We start from the raw sequence: 23,574 nt of genomic DNA, 5'->3' as shown, positions 1-23,574 counted from the left end.
ATTACATTTTCCTTTCTCTATACTCTATTTGTATACCAGTTCCTTCAAAATCAAAACTTTGTCTTAATTGGTTCTCTAGGTATCTTTGATATGAGAAATGTGTTGCATTTGAATCATTAACAAAGAAAATAAATTTAGGTGGTCTTGCAGCAACTTGTGTTGCATAATAAATTTTCATTCTCTTTAATCCAACAATTGGTGGTTCTTTCATAAGAACTGCTCTATTTATTACATCATTTAAAACACCTGTTGAAATTCTCTTTGAATAGTTATCGTAACACATTCTTGCAGTACTAAGAATTTTATGTGTTCTTTGTCCTGTAAGTGCTGAAATAAATACATATGGAGCATAACTTAAGAATTTAAGTTTTCCTTGAAGTTCCTTTTTATATTTATCAAGTGTCTTATCATCTTTTTCTATAAGATCCCATTTATTAACTACTACCATAATAGCTTTTCTCATTTCATGAGCATATCCTATTATCTTTTCGTCTTGTTCTGTTATACCTTCTTGCGCATCTACCATTAATATACAAACATCTGCTCTTTCAATAGCTGTGTAAGTTCTTATAACACTATATCTTTCTATTTCCTCTTTTACTTTACTTTTTCTTCTAATTCCAGCAGTATCTATAAGTATAAACTTACCTTCATCAGTTTCTAGGTATGAGTCAATTGCATCTCTTGTTGTTCCTGGAACATTTGAAACTATAACTCTATCTTCACCTAAAAGTTTATTTATAAGAGATGATTTACCTACATTTGGCTTACCAATCATAGCTATTCTTATAAACTCGTCTTCTTCCTCGTCTAAATATGAGTTATCAAAATGTTCAACTACTCTATCTAGCATATCTCCAAGCCCTAATCCTTGAGCTCCTGATATTGTAATTGGATCTCCTATACCTAAATTATAGAACTCCCATGCATTATCTTCTTCTTTTAGTGTATCTACCTTATTAACTACTAGAACAACTGGTTTTTTGCTCTTTCTAAGCATTGACGCAACTTCTTGGTCAGCTGGTGTTAAACCTTCTTTACCATCAACAATAAATACTATTACATCTGCTGTTTCTATTGCTATATTCGCTTGTCTTCTCATTTGTTTTACTATGATATCGTCTCTTTCAGGTTCTATACCACCTGTATCTATCATTGTAAAATTATGATTAAGCCATTCAGCTTCAGCATACACTCTATCTCTTGTAACCCCCGGTGTATCTTCAACTATAGAAATTCTCTTTCCTGCTAATCTATTAAATAATGTAGATTTACCAACGTTTGGTCTTCCTACCATTGCAACAATCGGTTTTCCCATTACTATTCCTCCTCATTGTAATTATTTATTATATCTATAAACCCATCTCCTGAGTAATCACACACGATAACCTTGACACCTAGTGCATCCTCTAACATATCAATTGTTACGTCATCTAGCATAACAAGTTCCTCTGGAGCTAATTCATATCCTCTTCTGAACATATTATCTTGCATTATAAGATATTTTGTATCTATACTATCTTTTATTTGCTCTATGATATCTGTTCCTGTTAAAAGACCTGCTACTGTAATAGTCTCTCCAAAATAGTTATTTACAATCTTTTTTACATCTATTTTAACTTTTGGATTTTTTGAAACTATACTATCCATAGCATCTTTTATTTCATTATAAGCTAATGTACCAGTTACTACAGTATAACTTCCTTTTTTATTTAGATCTAAAAGTTCTAAATCTCTCTTTATAGCTTCTCTATAATAACGAATAGTTCCTACACCATCCTCTAATTGTTCAAAGCCATTATAGAAGTCTTCACCTGGAACATCTTCTTCTGCTACAACATAAAATTCATCTGATAACCTTACAAATGGTTCATTAACTTCTTTCATAAATTTATTTTGAAGTTTACCTACCATTTCTATTGCTTCTTTTGAACTTTCTTTTGTAAATGTATTTACATGTGTTAATCCTTTTCTAAACTTAGTGATACCAATTGGTACTACAGCTACATTATTAACTTGAGGATAAAGAGTGTATAAATCATTTATTGTTCTCTTAAGCTCTTCTCCATCATTAATTCCAGGCACACAGACTATTTGAGCATGCATTTGAATTCCTGCATCTTTAAGTCTTTTCATTCTTGCATAGATTTCACCTGCAAATCTATTATTAAGCATCTTAACCCTAAGTTCTGGATTTGTGGTATGTACTGATATATTAATAGGACTTATTTTGTACTTTATTATTCTATCTATATCTTTTTCTTTCATATTTGTTAATGTAACAAAATTACCTTGTAAAAATGATAGCCTTGAATCATCATCTTTAAAATAAAGAGTATCTCTCATACCCTTTGGTAATTGATCTATAAAACAAAATACGCATTTATTACTACAGCTCTTTGCTTTATCCATTATTCCGCCTTCGAAATCTAGTCCAAGCTCTTCACCGTAATCTTTTTCTATTTCAATATCCCATATCTCACCACTAGCTTTTTCTACCTGAATTGTTATTTCTTCATCTACAGCTAAAAATCTATAATCAATAATATCTTCTATTTCCTTATCATTAATTGTAAGAAGAAAATCTCCAGGCTCTATACCTACTTCTTCTGCAATACTATCTGGAAGCACACTTTTTATTAAGTTCTTCATATTTTCACTCCCCTTTTTATAAACTAGTGTATCTTTTGTTATATTACATTAATATATGTAGTTAGTCAATAAAAGTCATGAAAAACACTACATTTACATACATAATTTAAATTATATAAAATAAATACATAATAAAAACCACACTAAAGTTATTAGCGTGGTTTTAAACTATTCATTCAAATCAACATATTCACCTTTTTTGCTAAATATGATCCATTCGCAAATATTAGTTACATGGTCTCCAATTCTCTCTAAATACTTACTTACAAACAATAAATTAGTCCCAACTTCAACTTGACTTTCATCATCTTTTATATAAACTAATGTATCTTTAAAGACCTCTTTATATAAATCATCTATCTCATCATCTAATTTACATATATCATAAGCTTTATCAGCATCTCTATCTAGATAAGCCTTTAGTGCTAAAGTAATCATATTTTGTATTTTTTCTTCCATAACCCAAAGTTTTTTTGCTTCACTTATATAAGTTTTAGAATCTGCTTTTCTTGCTATTTTACATATGTCAACTGCATGGTCTGCCATTCTTTCTAAATCAGTTACTATTTTTGATGCTGTAAATACTCTTCTTAAATCTTTTGCTAAAGGTTGCTCTGTTGCTATGAACTTAATACATTCTTCTTCAATTACTCTTTGAAGATTATCTACTTTATCATCATCTTTTATTATTTCATCTGCTAATTTACTATCTCTTTCTTTTAATGCTAGCATACTTTGATTTAATTGATCTTTTACTAAATCAGTCATTTTACTTAAGTTGTTGTTTATAGTATTTATTCTTAATTTTTGTGACTCCCTTATCATATAACCACCTCTTAATTATTATTAACCAAATCTTCCTGTAATATAATCCTCTGTTCTCTTATCCTCTGGTCTATAGAATATATCTTCTGTTTTACCATACTCTATAACCTCACCATTTAAAAAGAATGCTGTTTTATCTGCTATTCTTCCAGCTTGCTGCATATTATGAGTAACTATAATAACAGTATACTCTTTTTTAAGTTCTTCAATTAAGTCCTCTACTTTATTAGTAGAAATAGGGTCAAGTGCTGATGTTGGTTCATCCATAAGAATTATTTCAGGTGATATGGCAAGAGTTCTTGCTATACATAGTCTTTGTTGTTGACCTCCTGATAATCCCATAGCACTCTTTTTAAGCCTGTCTTTTGTTTCTTCCCATAGTGCTGCACCTTTTAAGCTTTTTTCTACTATTTCGTCTAATGTTTTCTTATCTTTAATTCCATGTATTCTTGGACCGTAAGCTACATTATCATATATAGACATTGGGAAAGGATTTGGCTTTTGGAATACCATACCAATTCTTTTTCTTAATGCAATCTCATCATAATCATCAAATATATTATTTCCTTCAAATAGAACTTCTCCTTCTATTTTTACTGAGTCTATAAGATCATTCATTCTATTTATTGTTCTTAAGAAGGTTGACTTACCACAACCTGATGGTCCTATAAGCGCTGTAACCTCATTCTTTTCAAATTTCATATTTATATCTTTAAGAGCTCTATTTGTTCCATAATAAAGATTTAAATTTTTAGTTTCTATTATACTCATACGTTCCTCCTACTTGCCGCTATATGCCTTTAACATTCTATTTCCAATAACTTTTGCTAATAAATTAAATAGTAAAACCATTATTATAAGCACTGCTGCTGTTCCATTTGCTATTGCTGAAGCATCTGGTACTACACCTTCTGAATTTAATTTCCATATATGAACCGCTAAAGTTTCTGCTGGTCTAAAAAGTGAGAATGCAGATGTGTTTCCAGTAAGACTAATTTGATTAAAGTTAAGCATTCCTGAACTTAATCCTGCTGTATATAAGAATGCTGCTGCTTCTCCAAAAATTCTTCCTGAAGCTAATATTATTCCTGTTAGAATATCTTTCATAGCTATTGGAAGTGTTAATCTTCTTATAGTTTGCCATTTACTAGCCCCAAGACCTAATGAAGCTTCTTTAACTTTCTTAGATGCATGTCTTATAGCATTTTCTGATATTCTTGTCATTGATGGAATATTTAATATACTAACTGATAATGCACCTGCTATTATTGAGTATCCCCATCCAGCTAAATTTACAAATACTAAAAGACCAAACATACCTATTACTATTGAAGGTAATGATGACATTGTTTCAAGTGATAACCTTATAATATTTAATATTACACCCTCTTTAGCATATTCTGCTAAATATATCCCTGCTCCTATTCCTATAGGTACTGTTATTATTAATGAAATAACTAACATGTAAAGTGAATTAAATATTTGTGGTCCAATTCCACCACCTGCACTTGTCATACTAGGTTTTCCAAATATAAATGAAGGAGTTATCATGCCAATACCTTTATATAAAATATACGCAATGAATGCCCCAAGTATAGCTACTACCATAAATGCTACTAAGTAGAATACTCCCGTTGCAAGTTTATCTATTTTTTTTGCGTCCATTCTTATTTCACTCCTCTTTTTTCTATATTTCTAACTATTAGTATGAATATAAATGATATTACTAGTAGTATTAGTGCAAGTGTCCATAAAGCGTCATTCCATGCTGATCCACTTACTGTGTTTGCCATATCCATTGTTAATATACTTGTTAATGTTGCTGCTGATGATGTTAAACCATCTGGTATTTTAACTGCATTTCCAATTACCATTTGTACTGCAAGGGCTTCTCCAAAAGCTCTCGCTATTCCAAGTACAACACCTGTAAGTATTCCAGATTTTGAACCAGGTACTATTACGTTTTTAATTGTTTGCCATCTTGTTGCTCCAAGTCCATATGATGCTTCAATATGTTCCCTTGGGATTCCTTTAATTGCATCTATTGAAAGTGTTGCTATAGTTGGAAGTATCATAAGTGATAATACTAATACTCCAGCTAAAAGTGAGAATCCCATACCTCCAAAGTTATCCTTTATAAGAGGTACTAGTACCGATACACCTACCCAACCATATACTACTGATGGTATACCAACTAATATTTCTAAAGCTGGCTTAATAACCTTCTCTCCAAATCCTTTTGAAATTACATTAACAAATATCCCTAATGCAATAGCAACAGGGGCACTTAAAATTACGGCCCCTAATGATACTAATGTTGATCCTAATATGAAGGCAAAAGCTCCAAAGGTTTTAGGGCTACCTGTTGGGTTCCAGTTATTTGTGAATAAAAACTCCAATACGCTATATTCACCTTTAGTGAAAGTTTGTATTCCTTTTGATCCTATAAATATAATTATTGATATTGTTATTAAAATTATTAAAATCCCACAAAAACTTGAAAATCCTTTTCCTAAATATTCATTTAATAACCTTTCTTTAAAACTTCTTTTCTTCATATTTCTCATTCCTATCTATTGCTTTTTATATCTATTCTTTAATTTCACTACCAGGAATTAATCCAAGATTACTTATGCTTTCTGAATTTTCTTTGCTACCTACAAAATCAATAAATTCTTTTGAAAGTCCATTAGCCTCTCCTTTAGTGTACATATGTCCCCATGACCAGAATTTATATTTTCCTGATTTTATATTATCAACTGTAGGTTCTGCACCATCTATTTTAACTAAATCTAGTGATTTTTTAGCCTCTTCATTATTCATGTATGAAAGAGCTACATAACTTATTGCACCATCATTTTGTTTCATAGCATTTAATACAGCGCCATTACTATCTTGAACTGCTCCTATTGAATCATTTTCCAATTCCTTTTTGCCGTCTAAAACTTTCTCTGTAAATGTTGCTCTTGTTCCTGAAGATGCTGGTCTATGAATTACTAATATATCCATATCCTTTCCACCAACTTCTTTCCAATTTGTAACCTTACCTGAGAATATATCTTGTATTTGCTTCTTTGTTAAATTAGTAATTCCAGCAGCTTTGTTAACTACTACACTAAATCCTTGAGCTACTACTTTATGATCTATTAATTCACTTGCTTGCTCTTTTGTTAATTTGCTTTCTGCAAGTACATCTGAATTACCTATGTTGACTGATCCTTCTAAAACTTGAGTAAGTCCAGTTCCTGATCCACCTGCCTGTGCGTTGATTGTATTTCCTGGTTTAATTTCATTGAATTTTTCTATTGACTGTTCCATAAGTGGAAGAAGTGCTGATGATCCACTTATTGTTATTGTTTGCCCATCATTTGCTGCATTATTTGTACCTGAACCACAGCCTACAAACATTCCTCCTACCATAGTTATCGCTAATGCTGTTACTACCATTTTCAAACTTTTCTTTCTCATATCTATAACCTCCACAAAATATTTGCTAATTTCTTTGCTGATTTATTATGCTTAATTACTATATCTTTATAATATCTTTTGAAAGTTAAGCTATTATTATACAAAAGTTAAACTACATTAGAATTTTGTTAAAGAAATTTAACAAATGTATTAATAAAAAGAAAAAAGGTAAAAATCTAAAGTTATAGATTTTTACCTTTTTAACTAAACATGTTTTATTTTAAATGTAAATTCTGTACCTTCATTAAGTTCTGATTTAACTTCTATGGTGCCTCCAAAACTTTTGACTATATGTTTTACTATTGCAAGTCCAAGCCCTGTTCCACCGCTTTTTCTCGCCTTATCTACTCTATAAAACCTTTCAAATATCCTTGGAAGATCCTCTTCTGGTATTCCAATCCCTGTATCTTTTACAATAAAGTTATAGTATCCATTTTCTGAGAAACTCTTTATATCAACCTTCGCTCCTTCTTCTGAATACTTTATTGCATTTTCAATAATATTAAGAGCCACTTGTAAAAACTTATCTCTTTGCCCTAAAATATAATTTATATTATCTCTATAAAATGTTACTTTAATATCTTTTCTACTTGCTTGATCACTTAAAATATTAACAACATCATCAATAATATCATCTGGTAAGAACTCTTCCATTTCTTCAATTGTATTGCTTTCTAAATTTGAAAGCACTAAAATATCATTAATAAGTCTTGTAAGTCTTACAGCTTCCTTATCTATTATATCTAAAAATTTATTCTTTGTTTCCTCATCATCTACATATTTTAATGTTTCTGCAAAACCTTTAATAGATGTAAGAGGTGTTTTAAGCTCATGGGATACATTTGCAACAAATTGCGTTCTTATATTTTCAAGTCTCTTCATTTCTGTTATATCTTGTATTGCAATAACTCTACCAATTCTTTTATATCCATTAATGACAGTTGCTGTCTTTATTTTTAAGAATCTTCTAACTGGTTTTTTTATTTTAACTTGAACTTCAGTACCATCTTCACCTTTTAATATATCTTTAATTCTCTTATCTTCAATACAATCATTTAAAGATTTTCCTGTAGCATTTATATTTATACCAAATATTCTTTGTGCATAAGGATTAATAGTAATTATATCATTATTATTATCTACAGCTATAACTCCACTTTGCATGCAATTTAAAATAGACTCTAATCTATTTTGTTTATCTACTATCTCATTCATCTTACTTTGAAGTTGATCTGCCATATTATTAAATGTTTTCCCTAAATGCCCAAGTTCATCATTTGAAATCATATTAACTCTAGTTTGAAGATTTCCATTTGCAATTTTTGAAGTAACACTTTCTAGATGTTTAACAGGATCAACAATTATTCTTACAAGCTTAAGTGCTAATGCAATTGAAAGAATTAATACTATAAATACTACTATAATGTAATATTTCATATTCTCTGCGTAAAATATTTTCACTGTAGATTCAGGTACACTGCTTCTTAATATAGTTCCATCACTAAGTTTTGTTGCACAATATATCATGTTTAATCCTAATGTTTCACTATACCTCTCTGAATATCCTACTCCACTTGAGCTCGTTTTTGCTTTTTCTATCTCTTCCCTACCTAAATAACTATTACTACTATCGCTTATTGAGTCAAATGTTACTTTTCCTTCTTTATTTATTATAGTAAATCTTATATCGGTTCCATTTATTTTAAAATTATTTAATTCAGACTTCTCTAATCTTCCATTATCTATCCATTTAGCGGCAATATTGTTGTAATTTTTAAGGATATCTCTAGTATTTTGAATTTCTTGTATACTAGATAATGCCATGAAAGATGATGTTATTATTACTAAAGCAAATATAACTGTTATTATTACTGATGTTACTATTTTCTTCTTCATAACACCTGCCCGTTAAACCTATATCCTACCCCTCTTATTGTTTCGATAAGTTTAGGATTTTTATCATCTTCTTCTACTTTCTTTCTTAAATATCTTATATGAACATCAACGGTCCTTGTTTCTCCAATATATTCATATCCCCATATCTTATCTAAAAGCACTTCTCTTTTTAAGATTTTACCTCTATTTTTGATAAGTATTTCAAGAAGTTCAAATTCCTTAAGAGTCATATCTATTCTTTCTTTATTTATTAATACTTCATGCCTTTCAAAATCAATTTTAAGTCTTCCATTTTCATAATAATCTTCTTCTTTATTTGAATTAGTATGTATACTCCTTCTTAAAACTGCTTTAACTCTTGCAAGCAATTCTCTTATAGAAAATGGCTTTGTCATATAATCATCAGCTCCAAGTTCAAGTCCTAATATCTTATCTAGTTCCTCACCTTTTGCAGTTAGCATTATTATAGCTGTATTACTCGTTTCTTTATTTTTCTTTATTTCTTTACATACATCATAGCCATCCATCCCTGGTAACATAAGATCTAATAATACTAAATCTGGTTTTTCCTCTTTTGCAATTTTAACTCCGTCTAATCCATTGTTTGCAGTAACAACTTCATATCCAGCATTTTTAATATTAAACTTTAATAATTCTAATATGTGTTCTTCATCATCAACTATTAATATTTTTTCTTGTGCCAAAACATTAATCCCCCTCTATTTCAATAGAACAAATGAAAATAATCTTCCATATGATCCATTTGATTTTCTATATGAATGTAATTTTATTTTATCTTCACAATAAGTGCATGCATCAAAATCATATATATTTTCTTCTAATATGCCACTATCTATTGAATCTTTTATAATACACTCTTTTAAACTTAAATTTCTACCATCAAATAGAATATCTTCTTTGATGCTTTTTTCTTTTATAAATTTTTCTTTAAGCTCTTCTGATACTTCATAACAACATTTTCTTATATGAGCTCCTATGTAAATCTTTGTATTTTTGTGATTAACAGAATATAGATCAACCATTTTTTGTAGAGCTTTTTTTGTAATTGAATTAAAAGTCCCTTTCCAACCACTATGAACAGCACCTATTACTCCATCTACTTCATTTACAATAATTACTGGTACACAGTCAGCGGTAAAGACTCCAATTGCAATATTTCTTTTATTTGTTATTATTCCGTCTCCTTCATTCTCGATAAAATCTACTTCATCGTTATAGTTTAATACCACATCTGAATGTATTTGCTTTAGATAAATCACTTTATATACATTAAAATCTTCTTTTATACTATTTATTGCATCTATTCCCTCATCTGTATTTCTATTAAAACTTCTTTCATCTTCAGCTGTTGAAAATATAACACTTGATTTATCATTTTCTAATACTAAAAAATCTTTTTTTATTTTAAAATTCTCTTTACGCATTCTATTCATAATAGTACCTCCATATCTTTTAATATTATTTTAACATTTACTACATCTATTATCTATTAAACTCATATTATTTTTACTTAACTTTAACTTAAAAAATATTTTAAGTTTTCAATTAGGTATTATATAGAGCATTTTAATACATCTTTAATAACTCTTATCCTACTTTTATTTTTTAATTACTTCACTAAAATTATTTATTTTATTATTTTATAATCATTTACGAGTATTTTACTTAAGATTATATTCTTACTTCTAAAAATCTTTAAATAATATTTAATATAAAAAAGCACCTTAATTCTAAATTTAGAATTAAGGTGCTTTACAATTATCTAATTAATCTATTTTTTCTTATCACTTTTATTAGATTCTATTGGTATATTTTCAGTTTGTTATATTAGTACCTATAATTAAAATATTGATTATAATAACTAGAAATCTAATCTCTTTTTTTAATCTTGATACCTATTTTATTGTAATATAATAAAAGACTAGAAACATAATCTAGTCTTTTTATTTTACTAATTTAATTTAACTATTATTTGTCCACTAGAAAGTAATGAACTATCAAATTGTAATTCAAGACCTTTTTCTCCTTTAGGCGCTTGAACAGCATATTCTCCAGTTATTTTTCTTCCTGGTGCAACTTTACCATCTAATTGTCCATTTTGATTTTCTGTAATCGCTTGTTTACATTCTCTTCCATCTTTATCAACAACTTTGAACATTAGAATTGATGAAACTGTTTTTTCTTCGCTTGATATATTTTCAACTGTAACGTCAACTTTTATAAATTCATTCCCATCTTCTGGTTTAATAATTTTTCCACCATTATCTGAGCTAACTTTATTAACTTTTATTTTAAAATCTTTAACTTCTATAGTATCCCCTACTTTAAATGTTTCAGTTTTATTAGCCTCTTCTTTTTTATTAGTGTCTTCTTTTTGTTCTTGATTAGCTACCGGAGTATCTCCATTTTCAGTTGTATTTGATCCTGCTCCTATGGCACCTCCAACAACTACTACAATTATAAGCCAGAACCACCATTTTTTAAAAATAGCTTTTTTTTCTTTTCCCATTGATAAATCCCCCTAAAAATATTAAAATACATTTTACCCTTTAATATCTATATGAATTGGTAATAATGCCATAATTAGAATATCATAGAGGTATTTTATCGTCAATTTACATAAAATACATTCATTATTAATATTTTATTCTTATTATTAACTAATTATTAATTTATTCATTTCCATCGAAAATTTGTTATTATTATATAAATTAAACGTTTAATTTATTATATATTTATAATATGATAATTTATTAGAATATCTATATAAATTACCGTTATAAAACACCTAATATATCTCTTCTTACTAAATTAGAATTTTAAAATTACAGTTGGAAATTTAAATAGTAAATAATCTAAAAATTTTATAAAAAAGCTCTTACTAATAAATATTTTAATTATTTTACAATCATTTAAGATTATTTTATTTAAGATTATATTCTTAATTATAAAGATCTTTAAATAATATTTAATATAAAAAAGCACTTTAATTCTAAATTTAGAATTAAAATGCTTTACAATTATCTCATTAATCTATTTATTTCTTCCATATATTTTCATATATAATTATTTATATAAATATATACCCAAAATAAGTTATATACTAAATTATATTACTTTCTAATCTCTATATAAAAAAGAATATATATTCTTTTTTATCAATAATTTTTGACGATTTTTTGACGGCAAAAGACCAGATTAAATATCTGGTCTTTTAAATTACTTTCTAATATTTATATGTTTTATTAACGATAACAGCTACCACAAGCTACATAACCATTTTTCTTTGCATCACTTTCTTTCATTTTTATAGCTCCTTCCATTCCATGTGCATTTGATGACTTATGATATTTATTAGATTTTGAAGTCCCACCATTTGCATATACATAGTTACCACTTGGGCTACTTGAATTATCTGAGCTATTTGAACCACCTGAGCTACCTGATTTATTTGAGTTTGATGATGTATTAGATGTAGAATTATTTTTAGCACTAGACTGTTTAGCTTTATCTAAGTTTTCTTTCTTCTTTTCCTCTTCAGCCTTCTTCTTTTCCTCTTCAACTTTTTTCTTTTCCTCTTCAGCTTTTTTCTTTGATTCTTCTATTTTTTTCTTTTCTTCTTTAAGTTTTTCAACTTCTTTATTTTTATTATTTACTTCATTAGTTAATTTAGCATTAGTACTTTCTAATTCTGTTATTTCAGAATTTACTTTATTTAAAGTATCATCTGATTTTATATCATTTATTTTATTGCTTAGAACTTGCATTTCATTTAATTTAGAATCATAATCATTTTTGTAATCAGTAGGATTAAAATATCCTATAATAGAAAAAATAAATGCAATTATTATGGCAATCTTATATTTAAATATAAATTTTATAAATTTACTATTTTTCATATTTCCCCCTATTTTTCATTTAAATTTTTTATTTCTTCATTTAAATCATTCGTATTTTTATTTAGATCAGCTATTTGTTGAGTCATTTTTTCATTATCTGAAGATATTGTTTTCTTTTTTTCTAATAATTCAGTTTGTTTCTTTTCGAATTCTGAATTTAATGCATTATATTCATCAGATACTTTCTCTTCTTGATTTTTAATTTCGTTATATTTTTCAAAGTTAACCTCTACATGCTGTTCTGGTAAAGCTAATGAAAAAGCAGTAAATATAAGCATAGCCAATAAAAATACACCTAAATGCTTAACAATATTCAGCATCTTTCTAAATATTTTGTTTTCAAATAATTTTATATTCATAATTCCCCCTGTAAATTATTAGTTATTTGTCCACATATATATTACAATATTTTCATAATTATAACAATAAGAAAATGCATTAAAAATACCATTTAATCTCACTAAAATAAAAGAGGACTAGATTAATTTCTAGTCCTCTTTTATTTTTATATAACTTAATAATAAAGTTTTATTCTTTATTAAAATCTATTTCATTTATAAGACCTATATTTATTATGTCTCCTTTGTTTAAAGTACATTCTATCTGTTTCATTCCACTATTACCACTTGAATCTAAATCTACATTTAATATATACTTTTTGTTATTATAAATTGTTAGAATCCCGTCTCCATCTTTAGCTTTTGCGATATATTTTCCAGGTTTTATATCTATACCAACTTCCCATATACCTGTTGTTAACTTATCCCTTAATTTAGTTTCTGCTGGAGTAAAATTATCTATTATTATAGTATCCCCTGTATCTAAAGAAAACGTTAGTGTTCTAACCCCTATGTCTCCATTAGAATTTAAAACATCGACTACTTCTGGATCTGTATCTTTTTCTTTAAAAACTTGAAATCCTACTTCTCCATCTATTGCTTTACATGTATACCTGCCTCTTGAAATATCTTTACCACATTCAAAACTACCAGCAGATAATATTATTTCTTTTGCACTTGAATTATCTCTAGATATATTTCTTTCTTTTATACAGTAGATAGCCATACTTATAACTATTAAAGAAATTATAACTACTAGCCAAAACCACCATTTTTTTAAGAATATTTTTTTCTTTTATCAAAGTAATTCCCCCTATGATTTAAATCAACTGTTTTATTCTAACATGTACAACCAATTAAATATTTAAATAACATGTTAATTTCATCAAATGTATTAAAACTACCGTTTAATCTTACTAAAAAAAAGACTAGAATTAATTCTAGTCCTTTTATTTTAATTAAGATCAAATTGAACATTTTTATCATCTTGTATAATTAGTTTTACATCTTTTAAATCTACATCTTTAGGGACATCAAATGCTATAAATGTTTTTTTAGTTATACCAGGATTAAATTTATCATATGGACCTATATAATTTTTATCTTCGTCATATATACTTTTTTGAGAATTTAATTTTTGTAATGCATCAAAAGCAACATCATCTGATTGATATTCTATTCCATTATTTATTAACCTAAATATCTTTGGTGAATATTCAATAGCTTCTTTTGAAATATTTTTTAATGATATTTCAATTATAATGAATTTACCTGAAGCCTTAACATTTCCTGATTCATTATTTACGCTATTAGCTTCTTTTGAATTTAAAACCTTCATTTCTACGCCACTAAATTTTTCAGTTTGATTTAACTTTATGCTTTTTATATTTGAAGCATCCTCTTTCTTTGTATCATTTTGTTCTGAATTATCAGTTTTTTCTCCAGAGCTTCTCATTTTATTATATGTATTAGCCTCTCCTCTGTTGTATCCAAAAGAACCACCTAAAGTAAAAAATACTATAGCTATAATTACATAAATTATAATTTGTTTTTTATTATTCATAATTACTCCTCCTTAGTTATATAAGAATATTTTACCATGAATAATAAATATACTATGTAAACAGTCTATTAATAGAAAAAGATGCTATATAATAGCACCTTAAATTACATTTAATATTATTAGATATAAAAAAATATATGATATATGCATTAAATTAATTATACAGTAAATGCCTAATGCTCCATTCAATATAAAGTTAGATATTAATAATTGCTTATTTGTTGCATTAGTCATTCTTTTAATTAAGTAATATATAAGTAATCCGACTAATCCTCCCTTAATAAAAAAACTTAATAAATGATTTTCTACTATATTAACCATAATTCCATTAACTTCTTTGAACATATCTGTTTCTAATAATATTAAAGTAAAAAGAATATCTACCACATTTAATATATACAATAAAAATAGTTTATTTTTTACACTTCTCTTCGTTGAACTTTTTATATAATTAATAATAAAGCAACACCTCTATTTGAAGTGTTGCCATTTTTCATTATTTAAAACTTATCTATATCAATTATTTATCCCACGAACCATTTGTATATTTACATTCATATACTTCCATAGGATTTTCTTGCGTTATTATCAAATCTATTCCATCACATTTATCTTTAAATGCAGATTTAATATTGTTCTTAATATTCATAACAATACCCTTTTTTAACACTTCGTTTTTGTAAATAAGATTAACTTTTATTATTTTTTATCATATTTACTGATTAATTCAAAACTTGATTTAGTTTTACTTAGTCCAGAATCTCCTTCTTCTACATTATCTAATAATTTATCCACCTTAAAATACCCAGCATTTGCTATACTATTTTTTCTTTTTTTCTTCTATTTGTTGTAGTTCATTAGCTATTTTATCTTTTATTTTCTCAACATTAACTTGTGATGGATGATTTTTCTTTTCTTTTTCTATATTAGCAAGAATTCTTAACTCCTCACATTTCTTTTCAATTATATCAAATATCCCCTTCTCTTTTTTATGAATCGCTTCATAGTCCTCTTTATTTATATTTATTATATAAATTCCTTTTTTCAAAAATATTTTTCTTGTTAACCCATTTGCATCCTTCCATCCATATTCTTCTTTATAATCCTCATCCTTTTTAATCTTCATACCAGTTAAAGGTTCATATGAAAATATTATACCTAGCTTTAAATCACTTAGCTCTAATAGTGAATATAATTTTCCAATCCATGTTACCCCAATGGTATCTTGATAATTTTTACATTCGCATATTACAAGGCTAGTTAATTCCTCTGGAATTACCTTACTTAAAGCTTGTCCTTTTTCTGATAATTTTGTAATTATGTCATATTCATTACTATCATTTGTTATATTGTCAAACAACGAAAATAACGATGTATTCAAGATTAATACCTTAATCATATCTTCTAACAACTCGCCTTTTGTCTTTGCTTTAATTCCCTTATATACATCTGTAAATTCGTGCATATCTTTTAATTGTAAATATAATTCATCAAATAGATCCATATTTATTTTACTTTTTTTTCTTAATGCTTTACCGACTAACTCACTGTCAGCATCATTCAAGAAGAAATCTACCATCATTTCAATATTTTCTTCATTATTCATAAACATTAAATTTCAACACCTTATAAACTATCATTATATTTTTTATTATTTGACATTTTTTATCACAGTCTTCACAAAATTCATCAGGTATACTCTCTATGCTATCGTATGTGTTAGTTTCACAAATATCAATTTCATTTTCACAATACTGCCTAAAGAATAAATCTAAATAATCATATCTATATAATTCTTTTGTTATTATTTTTGCTTCAGCATATTTAATATCTAATCTATTCGCAATTTCTCCTGATGTAATAAATGAATTTATATTAAATTCTAAAAACTCATTTAAGTCTTCAATTTTATCCTTGCTCAACATCCTCTCCAATTTTTGTAATATAGTTAATTGCATAATTCATCATACTCCCATTAATTTTTTTTGGATTTTGGAAATTTAGCAAATCATATGATTTACCTTTATAGTCAAATAGAACTTGAATATCTAGTATACTCTTATCTTTTTCGTACCATGTTAATGTTCTAGCTTTATACTTAGCATTTCTCTTAATTCCACCAATAAACTTTTCAAGTTGTTCTTTTATTTTTTCTGTTTCATTGTTTGCATTGAATAACGCATCATAATCACATATAAACTCTTCCAAATCTCCAATTAAAGGCATAACATTATTTGTTCCTACTTTCAGTTTTGCCAAACTATTCTGTTTTAATCCCATTGATTGAGCTGTTTCCTTTACTTCATTAACCTCTTCAACTATTTGTTTTATTTTTTGAGCTAATCTATATTCTTTAATCTTTGCATCATAAGACTTTGTTAATTTTGCATGCTGTCCATTCATCCTTGAATCATAGAAATCATCATCATTTTCTGCTCCAATAGAATCGAATCTATATTCTAATACTTTTAATTTTTTATGATATATCCATAAGGTAGGATAATATACTTTTGGATAGCCTTTAATTTGATGTACACTTATTTCGATTTCAATCAAAAACCTAAATAAAATTACATCCTCATTCTCCTTAATAACAATTTTTCTACTATCAAATTCCTCTTTTTCAATAGAATCTCCTATATCATCAAATACTACATAATTATCTTCTTCTGATTTTAGTACTTCTTTCTTCTTCTTAAAATCTTCGCATTTGAAGTATATACTATACCTATATACTTTATTTATTAGGTAATCCTCTATACGCTCTACTACTTTATTAGATTTTTCTAACGCATATAAAAGTCTTTCTTTACAATCAAGTGAATTTTCAATATAAATTATTGTTTTATTTTCTTCTAAACATTTTTTATTATATGTTATTAAATTATTGTTTTTCAAATCATCTAGTATAATCTTAACTTCTCTCTGAGAAAAATTATATTTAATATTGCTTTTTAAAACCTCTATGTATCTACCCATATTTTTCTTCCCTCTTTTACTATATTAATAACTTAATTTTAGTATATTTATGTATATATAGCAAATTTATCTTTCTACAATTCTATTCATCTTATTTTCAATACATACAAACTACTAGATTTTAAATAATTTTAAAACTAACAAATTTAACTATAAAATCCGTGCACTCTATTAAAATACAAACACTTTTTTAATCTCTTCTTATATATATTACCTCATTTTAATTAACAAAATATTTTCAAACAAATACCAGGAACTCAATTCAGTTCCTGGTATCAAACTACATTCTATATAATGCTTTCCAAGTATTCTTACCCACTATTCCATCTACACTTAATCCCTTATTTCTTTGTAGATTCTTTATAGCTGTAGTTGTACCACTACCAAAGCAACCATCTGCTCCACCATGTTGTAATAATGAAGTATATCCCCTGTTTAATAATCTTTGTTGTATAAGTTTAGTTATGTTTCCTCTTGCCCCTTCTTTTACAGTAATACAAGCATTTAATGTACTTTCACCAAAGTAACCATCTACATTTAAGCCAGCTCCACATTGATTATTTAACTCTCTTTGTAATGACTTAACTTCTTCTCCACTTATACTTACTTCCCAAAGTTTAGAACCTGATGAAGAATCTCCTGATATTTGAGCATCCTCTACTTTTCCTCCTAATTTCTTTTTGAAATCCCACCATCTAGACCAATTATTAGGTGAGAATTGAGAAGGACAGTTTTTTCTTGATGCATCATAGTGTCTTACAACATGATCTACATCTATATTATATTTCTTCATTAAGTATTTAGTTAATTCAATAGTATTTTCTACTGTTTTATCGCTATATCTACCATTATCAGTACCACACATCTCTATAGATAGTGAATTAGAGTTAGTTATTTCATATTTTTCTCTTCCATCTCCACAGTGCCAAGCTCCATTTTTATCTTCTACAACTTGCCATATTTCATTATCATCTACAAAATAGTGAGCACTCGCTCCTCTATCTGCCCTATAAAAGTAATCTGCATTATTTTTAGCTGTATCATTTACATTATCTGTTCCGTGAATAACAATATATTTAATGTTATTTCCTCCATTATAATGATTGTATGGACTTATTTTTTTATTGATTTTTAGCATTTTAATTCCTTCTTTCTATTTTATATATTATTAAAAACTATTTTTAATATAATTTTGTAAACTAAAAAAGCAAAGATTATTGTCCTTGCTCTTTAGAATCTTCGACTTTCTTTATAGAAACTTGTTTCTTTAATTGATTAGTAAGTACTGAAACTCCAGCACATGCAATACCTTGTAATACTGCTGTTGTATTAAATCCTTGTAATCCACATGATCCAGCAACACCTAGTACAGTTAACACCCAAGGTATACTCCAGTCTTGTACTTTGGGGCTATCCTTTAAGAATGTTCCTACAATATAAAGTACTGCTACTAATAATCCTAATGCTTCTGGTATAAATTTTGTTAAATCCATTTAAAACTCCCTCTTTCTTTAAATTTATTTATTTTTATAAGTACATTGAACTTTTTCTCCATTTTTCTTTATACGTTCAATCACTTCATAATTTTTTATATTATTTAATTTACCTTGTGGCTCTGTTATAATATCTTTCATTTTTTATATTCCTTCTTTTTATTTATTCTTTTCTAAATCCTCTAACCTATGGTGTGCTGACTTAACTGATTGCTCTACAGTTACAACACGCTCCACAAGATCTCTAATACGCTTATCTTGTGCTTTTATATCTAATCTTATATCATCTACACCCTTGCTTATATAATCCAATTTAGTAGCAACTATAGTATCTTTTGTTGTATCTTCTATAGTTGCTCTATCTCCTTCTTTTTTCACCTTCCAAATGCCAAGAGCTGCACCTATTAAAGTACAGCCCATTCCAACTAATACTGTTATATCTATGTTCATATAATTATGTCCTCACATTCTTGAACTTAAAATAAAAAAGAGCTTGTTATTCTACAAACTCTTGTCCACAAATTTCTTTATATTGCTCTGATGTTATATATCCAAATTGATTTTTTTCAGTTCTTACGACTTGTTGTAAATAATCTGTATCTATAGCTCCCATAAAGAATGCCATTTTAAAAAAATCCAAATTACTATTTCCCATTTTAATTACTTCCTTTCAACTTCATAATATCAAGCATTATTGCTGCTTGTTGGCTTGTAAGCATTTTTATAGTTTGGTCCTTTTTCATGTTTTCAAGTTTATTTGCTGCAAGCTCTTTAGTTAAATTAATTATTTTTTGTGAATCTGGTATATTATTTTCACGTTGTTTTATTAAATCTTCTTGATATTTAGTATCTTTAATAAATGTATTAGTTTCTATGTTAAAAACATAAATAAAAGGGTTATCTAATAATTCTTTAAACTGAATATCTTCCTTATTAATTTTTATTTCTAAACAAGTATCTGTATTTGAACTATTAGAACTATAAGCGATAACTCTTTTACTTTCTTTATCTATTTGTATATAGCATTCCATAGTTAAATCTCCTTTCTACCATTCCCAAATTTCTCTTAGACAAATATCATTTCCACCATTCTCGGCATTTGCATCATCACCCTTTATCGCTGTATCTGTTATATATAAGCCTTTAGACATAAATGAATCAAATTTTTCGCCACCAGCTACTGGGATATAAGTGTTATCATTGTACTGAACTCCATGTTTAGGAATATAACTATAAAGCCAGTTCCAATTTTTTGCCCCTTCTCCAGGATCGTAGTCACTCCATTTAAGAAGCCACCCATTAGCGCATTTACTCAATGGTTTAGTAGGTGAAGCTACAGAACTACCTACCATATAAGCAGCACCTTCCCAAAGCTTATTGCTTTCATCAAAAATATTTTGTAGACTTCTACCATCTTTAAATATTATTTGCCCTGCATTACTTTTTAAATTTATTTCATCAAAAGTCCCATCGCCATTATCTACTTTATAAATTCCATTTCTTACCGCCATATATATCTCCTTTCTAATTCTAATATGTTTGTATCCAAACACGACCTCTAATATTCCCAGCTGGTCTATTATTAGATACTATTATTTCAGTTCCATCTCCTTTATCTCCTTTAGGACCTTGTGGTCCTGTGATTCCAGTATCACCTTTTGTCCCTTGAGATCCTTGTGCCCCTACTGGTCCAATATCACCTTTATCGCCCTTAAGGCCTTGAACTCCTCTATCTCCCTTGTCACCTTTAGGTCCTTGGGGACCTCTGGCTCCAGTTTCTCCTTTGGGGCCTTGAATGCCTTGTGGTCCTCTTGGTCCAATTGCTCCTTGTACTCCAGTATCCCCTTTAATACCCTGAGGTCCTTGAATACCTCTTGAAGGTTTTAATGTATCTTTTCCTGCTATGAACCAGTTTCCATTTCCTCCTATTTCAGGTGTAGCTCCATCATTTCCTCTTGGTCCAATTTCTCCTTGTGGGCCCCTTTCTCCTTGAATACCTTGTAACCCTCTATCACCTCTATCACCTTTATCACCTTTAGGACCACTATTACCTTGTACCCCTTGTGGGCCTCGTGGTCCTTGCAAGTCTTTAACTGCTTGCATAGCTTCTATAAAAACTTTATCATCTTTGCTTAAAGGTATTTTAAATTCAATAGAGTTTCCACTTGTTTCTTTAAATATATTATTAGTTAATCTTATACCATTAAGATAAATTGCTATTGCATTTATTCCAGTTGGATAAGTATAACCATCGTTCCATCTAAATTTTGTTTGTCCTTCTGCAGCTATGAAGAACTGATGGAAAACAATATAACTTTGTCCATTACCAGCTGGACCTTGTACTCCTTGTGGACCACGTTCACCTCTTGAGCCTTGAGGTCCTATAGCTCCTTGAGGTCCAGTTTCTCCCTTATCCCCCTTATCGCCTTTCAATCCTTGAGGTCCCACTGGCCCTTGAATACCTCTTGAAGGTTTTAAAATATCTACATTCCCAACAAACCAATTTCCATTAGCTCCTATTATTGGAGTTAATCCATCATTTCCTTTAGGTCCTTGTATTCCTTGTAGCCCTCTTTCTCCTTGTTTTCCTTGGATACCTTGTAATCCTTGTACTCCCATTGGTCCACACTCTCCTTGTTTACCTTCTGGACCTTGGGGGCCTCTAATATTCACAATAGAAGGAGTTTCATTAGAAGAATTTAAATCCCAAGCTAAATTACCATTAGTATCTACATTAGGTCTCCATAATTTAATTCCATTATTTCCACTATACGTTGGAGCTGAATTTATTTCTTGATTTATATCTTCAAGTGGATTAGGAATAATATCTCCTAGAACTACATCTATTTTAAAATATTTTTCATATACTTCTGTAATTTCTGTAACCCTTAAGTTTTCAGAATCATCATCCATCTTTCTTATTACTATATCTCCTAAGTCCCAATCTTTTTCATAAATAAAGTTTGTATTTACAACTGTACTTTCAGTAGAGTTTATATAATCAAAAGAATTTAATTTAGCCTTAGCCCTATCAGCTAACTTTTCTTTCTCTCCTTCTTCTATATCTCTAGCATCAATAAAAAGTTCTCTTCTATTTAAGCCTATCTCATTATTCCTATACACTTCTTCTACTTCTCTATTTGCACCCTCACCTTGGCCTGCAACATACCCCATTGTTTTATAATTTTTTGAATCATTTGTTTTGACAACATCAGTAATATTATTAAAGTCATCACTAAAAATAACTTTACTTTTACTTGTTGTTAAATCTATTCCTTCTATTACATCAAATATAAATTTTTTATTTTTTAAATCTAATGTAACCCGCCACCCTAATCCGGTTGAACTTCCTATGTTGTTAATTTCATAATTTAGATACTTGTATCTACTTTGCCAACTAACAACCTTACCTCTATGTTTAGAAGGTGCTATCACCAACTCATTAATCTTCCTTTTCTTATCAATTGGATTTACTGCATTAGTCTCTACATAATGTTTTATTACATCTTCTGCATTTCCTTTAAAACTATCATGAATTTGTCCAATTGGTGGTACTGTTATTCTTCTTTCTAATATAGATTTTAAGTCCCTGCCTTTGACTGTTATTTGTTTTTTACTTTCATTAATAATTGGTGTTTCAACAATTAGCGGTTTATTAGGTGTAATAAAAAGTATATTTCCATCTCTTAATATATCTTTATACTTTAAAGAACATACTAATTGAAATTCTTTAGCTTGATAATAATTTCTTATAAAATAAAAGGAACTATAGTCCTCTATAATTCCTAAAAAATTAAATTTATTATCTATTACTCTAATAGTTGTATCCATACATCTCCCACCTTTGACTCATTAGGCTTTTGACTTTGTATATAAAATCCCCTAATACTTTTGCCCTGCATATTCTTAAACCAATCATCCCATAGTTTTTGTTTTGATTGCCACTGTGAACTAAATATATCCCACATTTCTTGTATATCTGCCCTACCTGTAAAAGCCATATACCCACATACATCTTTATTGCCTCTTTCATCAACTATATTAATATCTGATGCTCCTACATTTATTTTAGCTAAACTTAATTCATATACTTTATTGTCCCTTTGTAAATTAGGTGGCGATGTAGTTGATCCCTTTTTTATTTGTATATTTAATACTCTATTTATAATATCTAGTTTTAAAACTACTCTATCAATTCTAGTAGTTCCAATTTCTATATTTTTATCTAATAAATTATCATTACTATACAAATATCCATTTATATTAGCGGTACCCCGCTTTACTTCTACAGTATTATTATTTTTCTTATAAACTCTTAAATTATCAATAGCCGGATTAACTCCCGTACTCATAAATGTTGTAAAATATTTTGCAAAATCTTCTGATTTATATTTTCTATCTCCATTTATACTGTTAAAGAATCCTCCAAATTCAGCCAT

The 23,574-nt window shown here is 28.1% G+C and carries 28 protein-coding genes; all 28 read right to left on the bottom strand.

Annotation, left to right across the window (positions count from 1 at the left end; genetic code table 11):
- Position 1: 1 nt before the first annotated feature.
- The 28 genes from der to ACQPUW_RS05465 all read right to left on the bottom strand — a co-directional run bounded on the left by der (position 2) and on the right by ACQPUW_RS05465 (position 23,574).
- Positions 2-1,318 (bottom strand): ribosome biogenesis GTPase Der, encoded by a 1,317-nt coding sequence (gene der, locus ACQPUW_RS05600; RefSeq protein WP_221860865.1) that lies wholly within the window; start codon positions 1,316-1,318, stop codon positions 2-4.
- A 2-nt stretch (positions 1,319-1,320) separates the two neighbouring features.
- The gene (locus ACQPUW_RS05595; RefSeq protein ID WP_430836504.1) at positions 1,321-2,652 is read right to left on the bottom strand and encodes a DUF512 domain-containing protein; all 1,332 of its coding nucleotides are present in this window, start codon (positions 2,650-2,652) and stop codon (positions 1,321-1,323) included.
- Positions 2,653-2,820: 168 nt separating this feature from the next.
- The gene (gene phoU, locus ACQPUW_RS05590; RefSeq protein ID WP_430834335.1) at positions 2,821-3,477 is read right to left on the bottom strand and encodes a phosphate signaling complex protein PhoU; all 657 of its coding nucleotides are present in this window, start codon (positions 3,475-3,477) and stop codon (positions 2,821-2,823) included.
- A 21-nt stretch (positions 3,478-3,498) separates the two neighbouring features.
- Positions 3,499-4,248: a phosphate ABC transporter ATP-binding protein PstB gene (pstB, locus tag ACQPUW_RS05585; protein ID WP_221860858.1), complete on the bottom strand. Its 750-nt coding sequence runs from the start codon at positions 4,246-4,248 to the stop codon at positions 3,499-3,501.
- A gap of 9 nt (positions 4,249-4,257) precedes the next feature.
- A complete protein-coding gene (gene pstA, locus ACQPUW_RS05580) occupies positions 4,258-5,142 on the bottom strand; it encodes a phosphate ABC transporter permease PstA (protein ID WP_430836503.1) in 885 nt (294 codons plus the stop codon).
- Positions 5,143-5,144: 2 nt separating this feature from the next.
- On the bottom strand, positions 5,145-6,035 hold the full coding sequence (pstC, locus tag ACQPUW_RS05575; RefSeq protein ID WP_430836502.1) for a phosphate ABC transporter permease subunit PstC: 891 nt from the start codon (positions 6,033-6,035) through the stop codon (positions 5,145-5,147).
- 31 nt (positions 6,036-6,066) lie between these two features.
- Positions 6,067-6,945: a phosphate ABC transporter substrate-binding protein gene (locus ACQPUW_RS05570; protein WP_430836501.1), complete on the bottom strand. Its 879-nt coding sequence runs from the start codon at positions 6,943-6,945 to the stop codon at positions 6,067-6,069.
- 204 nt (positions 6,946-7,149) lie between these two features.
- The gene (locus tag ACQPUW_RS05565; RefSeq protein WP_430836500.1) at positions 7,150-8,841 is read right to left on the bottom strand and encodes an ATP-binding protein; all 1,692 of its coding nucleotides are present in this window, start codon (positions 8,839-8,841) and stop codon (positions 7,150-7,152) included.
- Positions 8,838-9,545 (bottom strand): response regulator, encoded by a 708-nt coding sequence (locus ACQPUW_RS05560; protein ID WP_430836499.1) that lies wholly within the window; start codon positions 9,543-9,545, stop codon positions 8,838-8,840. The genes ACQPUW_RS05565 and ACQPUW_RS05560 overlap by 4 nt, the downstream gene beginning before the upstream one ends.
- A gap of 15 nt (positions 9,546-9,560) precedes the next feature.
- Entirely contained in the window at positions 9,561-10,295 is a 735-nt protein-coding gene (pgeF, locus tag ACQPUW_RS05555; protein ID WP_430836498.1) for a peptidoglycan editing factor PgeF, read from the bottom strand.
- 518 nt (positions 10,296-10,813) lie between these two features.
- Positions 10,814-11,371 (bottom strand): DUF4352 domain-containing protein, encoded by a 558-nt coding sequence (locus ACQPUW_RS05550; protein WP_430836497.1) that lies wholly within the window; start codon positions 11,369-11,371, stop codon positions 10,814-10,816.
- A 736-nt stretch (positions 11,372-12,107) separates the two neighbouring features.
- Positions 12,108-12,761 carry a hypothetical protein gene (locus ACQPUW_RS05545; protein WP_430836496.1) on the bottom strand — a complete coding sequence of 218 codons (654 nt, stop codon included), beginning with the start codon at positions 12,759-12,761 and terminating at the stop codon, positions 12,108-12,110.
- A gap of 8 nt (positions 12,762-12,769) precedes the next feature.
- Positions 12,770-13,120 (bottom strand): coiled-coil domain-containing protein, encoded by a 351-nt coding sequence (locus tag ACQPUW_RS05540; protein WP_430836494.1) that lies wholly within the window; start codon positions 13,118-13,120, stop codon positions 12,770-12,772.
- Positions 13,121-13,289: 169 nt separating this feature from the next.
- The gene (locus tag ACQPUW_RS05535; RefSeq protein WP_430836492.1) at positions 13,290-13,826 is read right to left on the bottom strand and encodes a hypothetical protein; all 537 of its coding nucleotides are present in this window, start codon (positions 13,824-13,826) and stop codon (positions 13,290-13,292) included.
- A 228-nt stretch (positions 13,827-14,054) separates the two neighbouring features.
- Positions 14,055-14,663: a DUF4352 domain-containing protein gene (locus ACQPUW_RS05530; protein WP_430836491.1), complete on the bottom strand. Its 609-nt coding sequence runs from the start codon at positions 14,661-14,663 to the stop codon at positions 14,055-14,057.
- 99 nt (positions 14,664-14,762) lie between these two features.
- Positions 14,763-15,050: a DUF5658 family protein gene (locus tag ACQPUW_RS05525; protein ID WP_430837279.1), complete on the bottom strand. Its 288-nt coding sequence runs from the start codon at positions 15,048-15,050 to the stop codon at positions 14,763-14,765.
- 133 nt (positions 15,051-15,183) lie between these two features.
- Positions 15,184-15,312 (bottom strand): hypothetical protein, encoded by a 129-nt coding sequence (locus ACQPUW_RS05520; protein WP_430836490.1) that lies wholly within the window; start codon positions 15,310-15,312, stop codon positions 15,184-15,186.
- Between the two features lie 171 nt (positions 15,313-15,483).
- A complete protein-coding gene (locus ACQPUW_RS05515) occupies positions 15,484-16,269 on the bottom strand; it encodes a hypothetical protein (RefSeq protein ID WP_430836489.1) in 786 nt (261 codons plus the stop codon).
- Positions 16,262-16,585: a hypothetical protein gene (locus tag ACQPUW_RS05510; RefSeq protein ID WP_430836488.1), complete on the bottom strand. Its 324-nt coding sequence runs from the start codon at positions 16,583-16,585 to the stop codon at positions 16,262-16,264. Before ACQPUW_RS05510 ends, ACQPUW_RS05515 begins: the two co-directional genes overlap by 8 nt.
- Positions 16,572-17,642 carry a hypothetical protein gene (locus ACQPUW_RS05505; protein WP_430836487.1) on the bottom strand — a complete coding sequence of 357 codons (1,071 nt, stop codon included), beginning with the start codon at positions 17,640-17,642 and terminating at the stop codon, positions 16,572-16,574. The genes ACQPUW_RS05510 and ACQPUW_RS05505 overlap by 14 nt, the downstream gene beginning before the upstream one ends.
- Positions 17,643-17,922: 280 nt before the next feature.
- A complete protein-coding gene (locus ACQPUW_RS05500) occupies positions 17,923-18,780 on the bottom strand; it encodes a peptidoglycan recognition protein family protein (RefSeq protein WP_430836486.1) in 858 nt (285 codons plus the stop codon).
- Positions 18,781-18,856: 76 nt separating this feature from the next.
- Positions 18,857-19,135 (bottom strand): phage holin family protein, encoded by a 279-nt coding sequence (locus ACQPUW_RS05495; RefSeq protein WP_430836485.1) that lies wholly within the window; start codon positions 19,133-19,135, stop codon positions 18,857-18,859.
- Between the two features lie 159 nt (positions 19,136-19,294).
- Positions 19,295-19,585 (bottom strand): hypothetical protein, encoded by a 291-nt coding sequence (locus ACQPUW_RS05490; protein WP_430836484.1) that lies wholly within the window; start codon positions 19,583-19,585, stop codon positions 19,295-19,297.
- A gap of 46 nt (positions 19,586-19,631) precedes the next feature.
- Positions 19,632-19,790 (bottom strand): XkdX family protein, encoded by a 159-nt coding sequence (locus ACQPUW_RS05485; protein ID WP_430836483.1) that lies wholly within the window; start codon positions 19,788-19,790, stop codon positions 19,632-19,634.
- A 1-nt stretch (position 19,791) separates the two neighbouring features.
- Positions 19,792-20,166, bottom strand: coding sequence for a hypothetical protein (locus tag ACQPUW_RS05480; protein WP_430836482.1), 375 nt, complete (start codon positions 20,164-20,166; stop codon positions 19,792-19,794).
- Between the two features lie 15 nt (positions 20,167-20,181).
- Positions 20,182-20,646: a hypothetical protein gene (locus ACQPUW_RS05475; RefSeq protein ID WP_430836481.1), complete on the bottom strand. Its 465-nt coding sequence runs from the start codon at positions 20,644-20,646 to the stop codon at positions 20,182-20,184.
- A 19-nt stretch (positions 20,647-20,665) separates the two neighbouring features.
- Positions 20,666-22,966 carry a Gp37-like protein gene (locus ACQPUW_RS05470; protein WP_430836480.1) on the bottom strand — a complete coding sequence of 767 codons (2,301 nt, stop codon included), beginning with the start codon at positions 22,964-22,966 and terminating at the stop codon, positions 20,666-20,668.
- Positions 22,945-23,574: a hypothetical protein gene (locus tag ACQPUW_RS05465; RefSeq protein WP_430836479.1), complete on the bottom strand. Its 630-nt coding sequence runs from the start codon at positions 23,572-23,574 to the stop codon at positions 22,945-22,947. The genes ACQPUW_RS05470 and ACQPUW_RS05465 overlap by 22 nt, the downstream gene beginning before the upstream one ends.

Source organism: Clostridium sardiniense (assembly GCF_050584765.1).
GTDB lineage: Bacteria > Bacillota > Clostridia > Clostridiales > Clostridiaceae > Clostridium > Clostridium sardiniense_A.
Note: the sequence above shows the minus strand (reverse complement) of the source record. Positions and strands in the feature narration are given on the sequence as shown.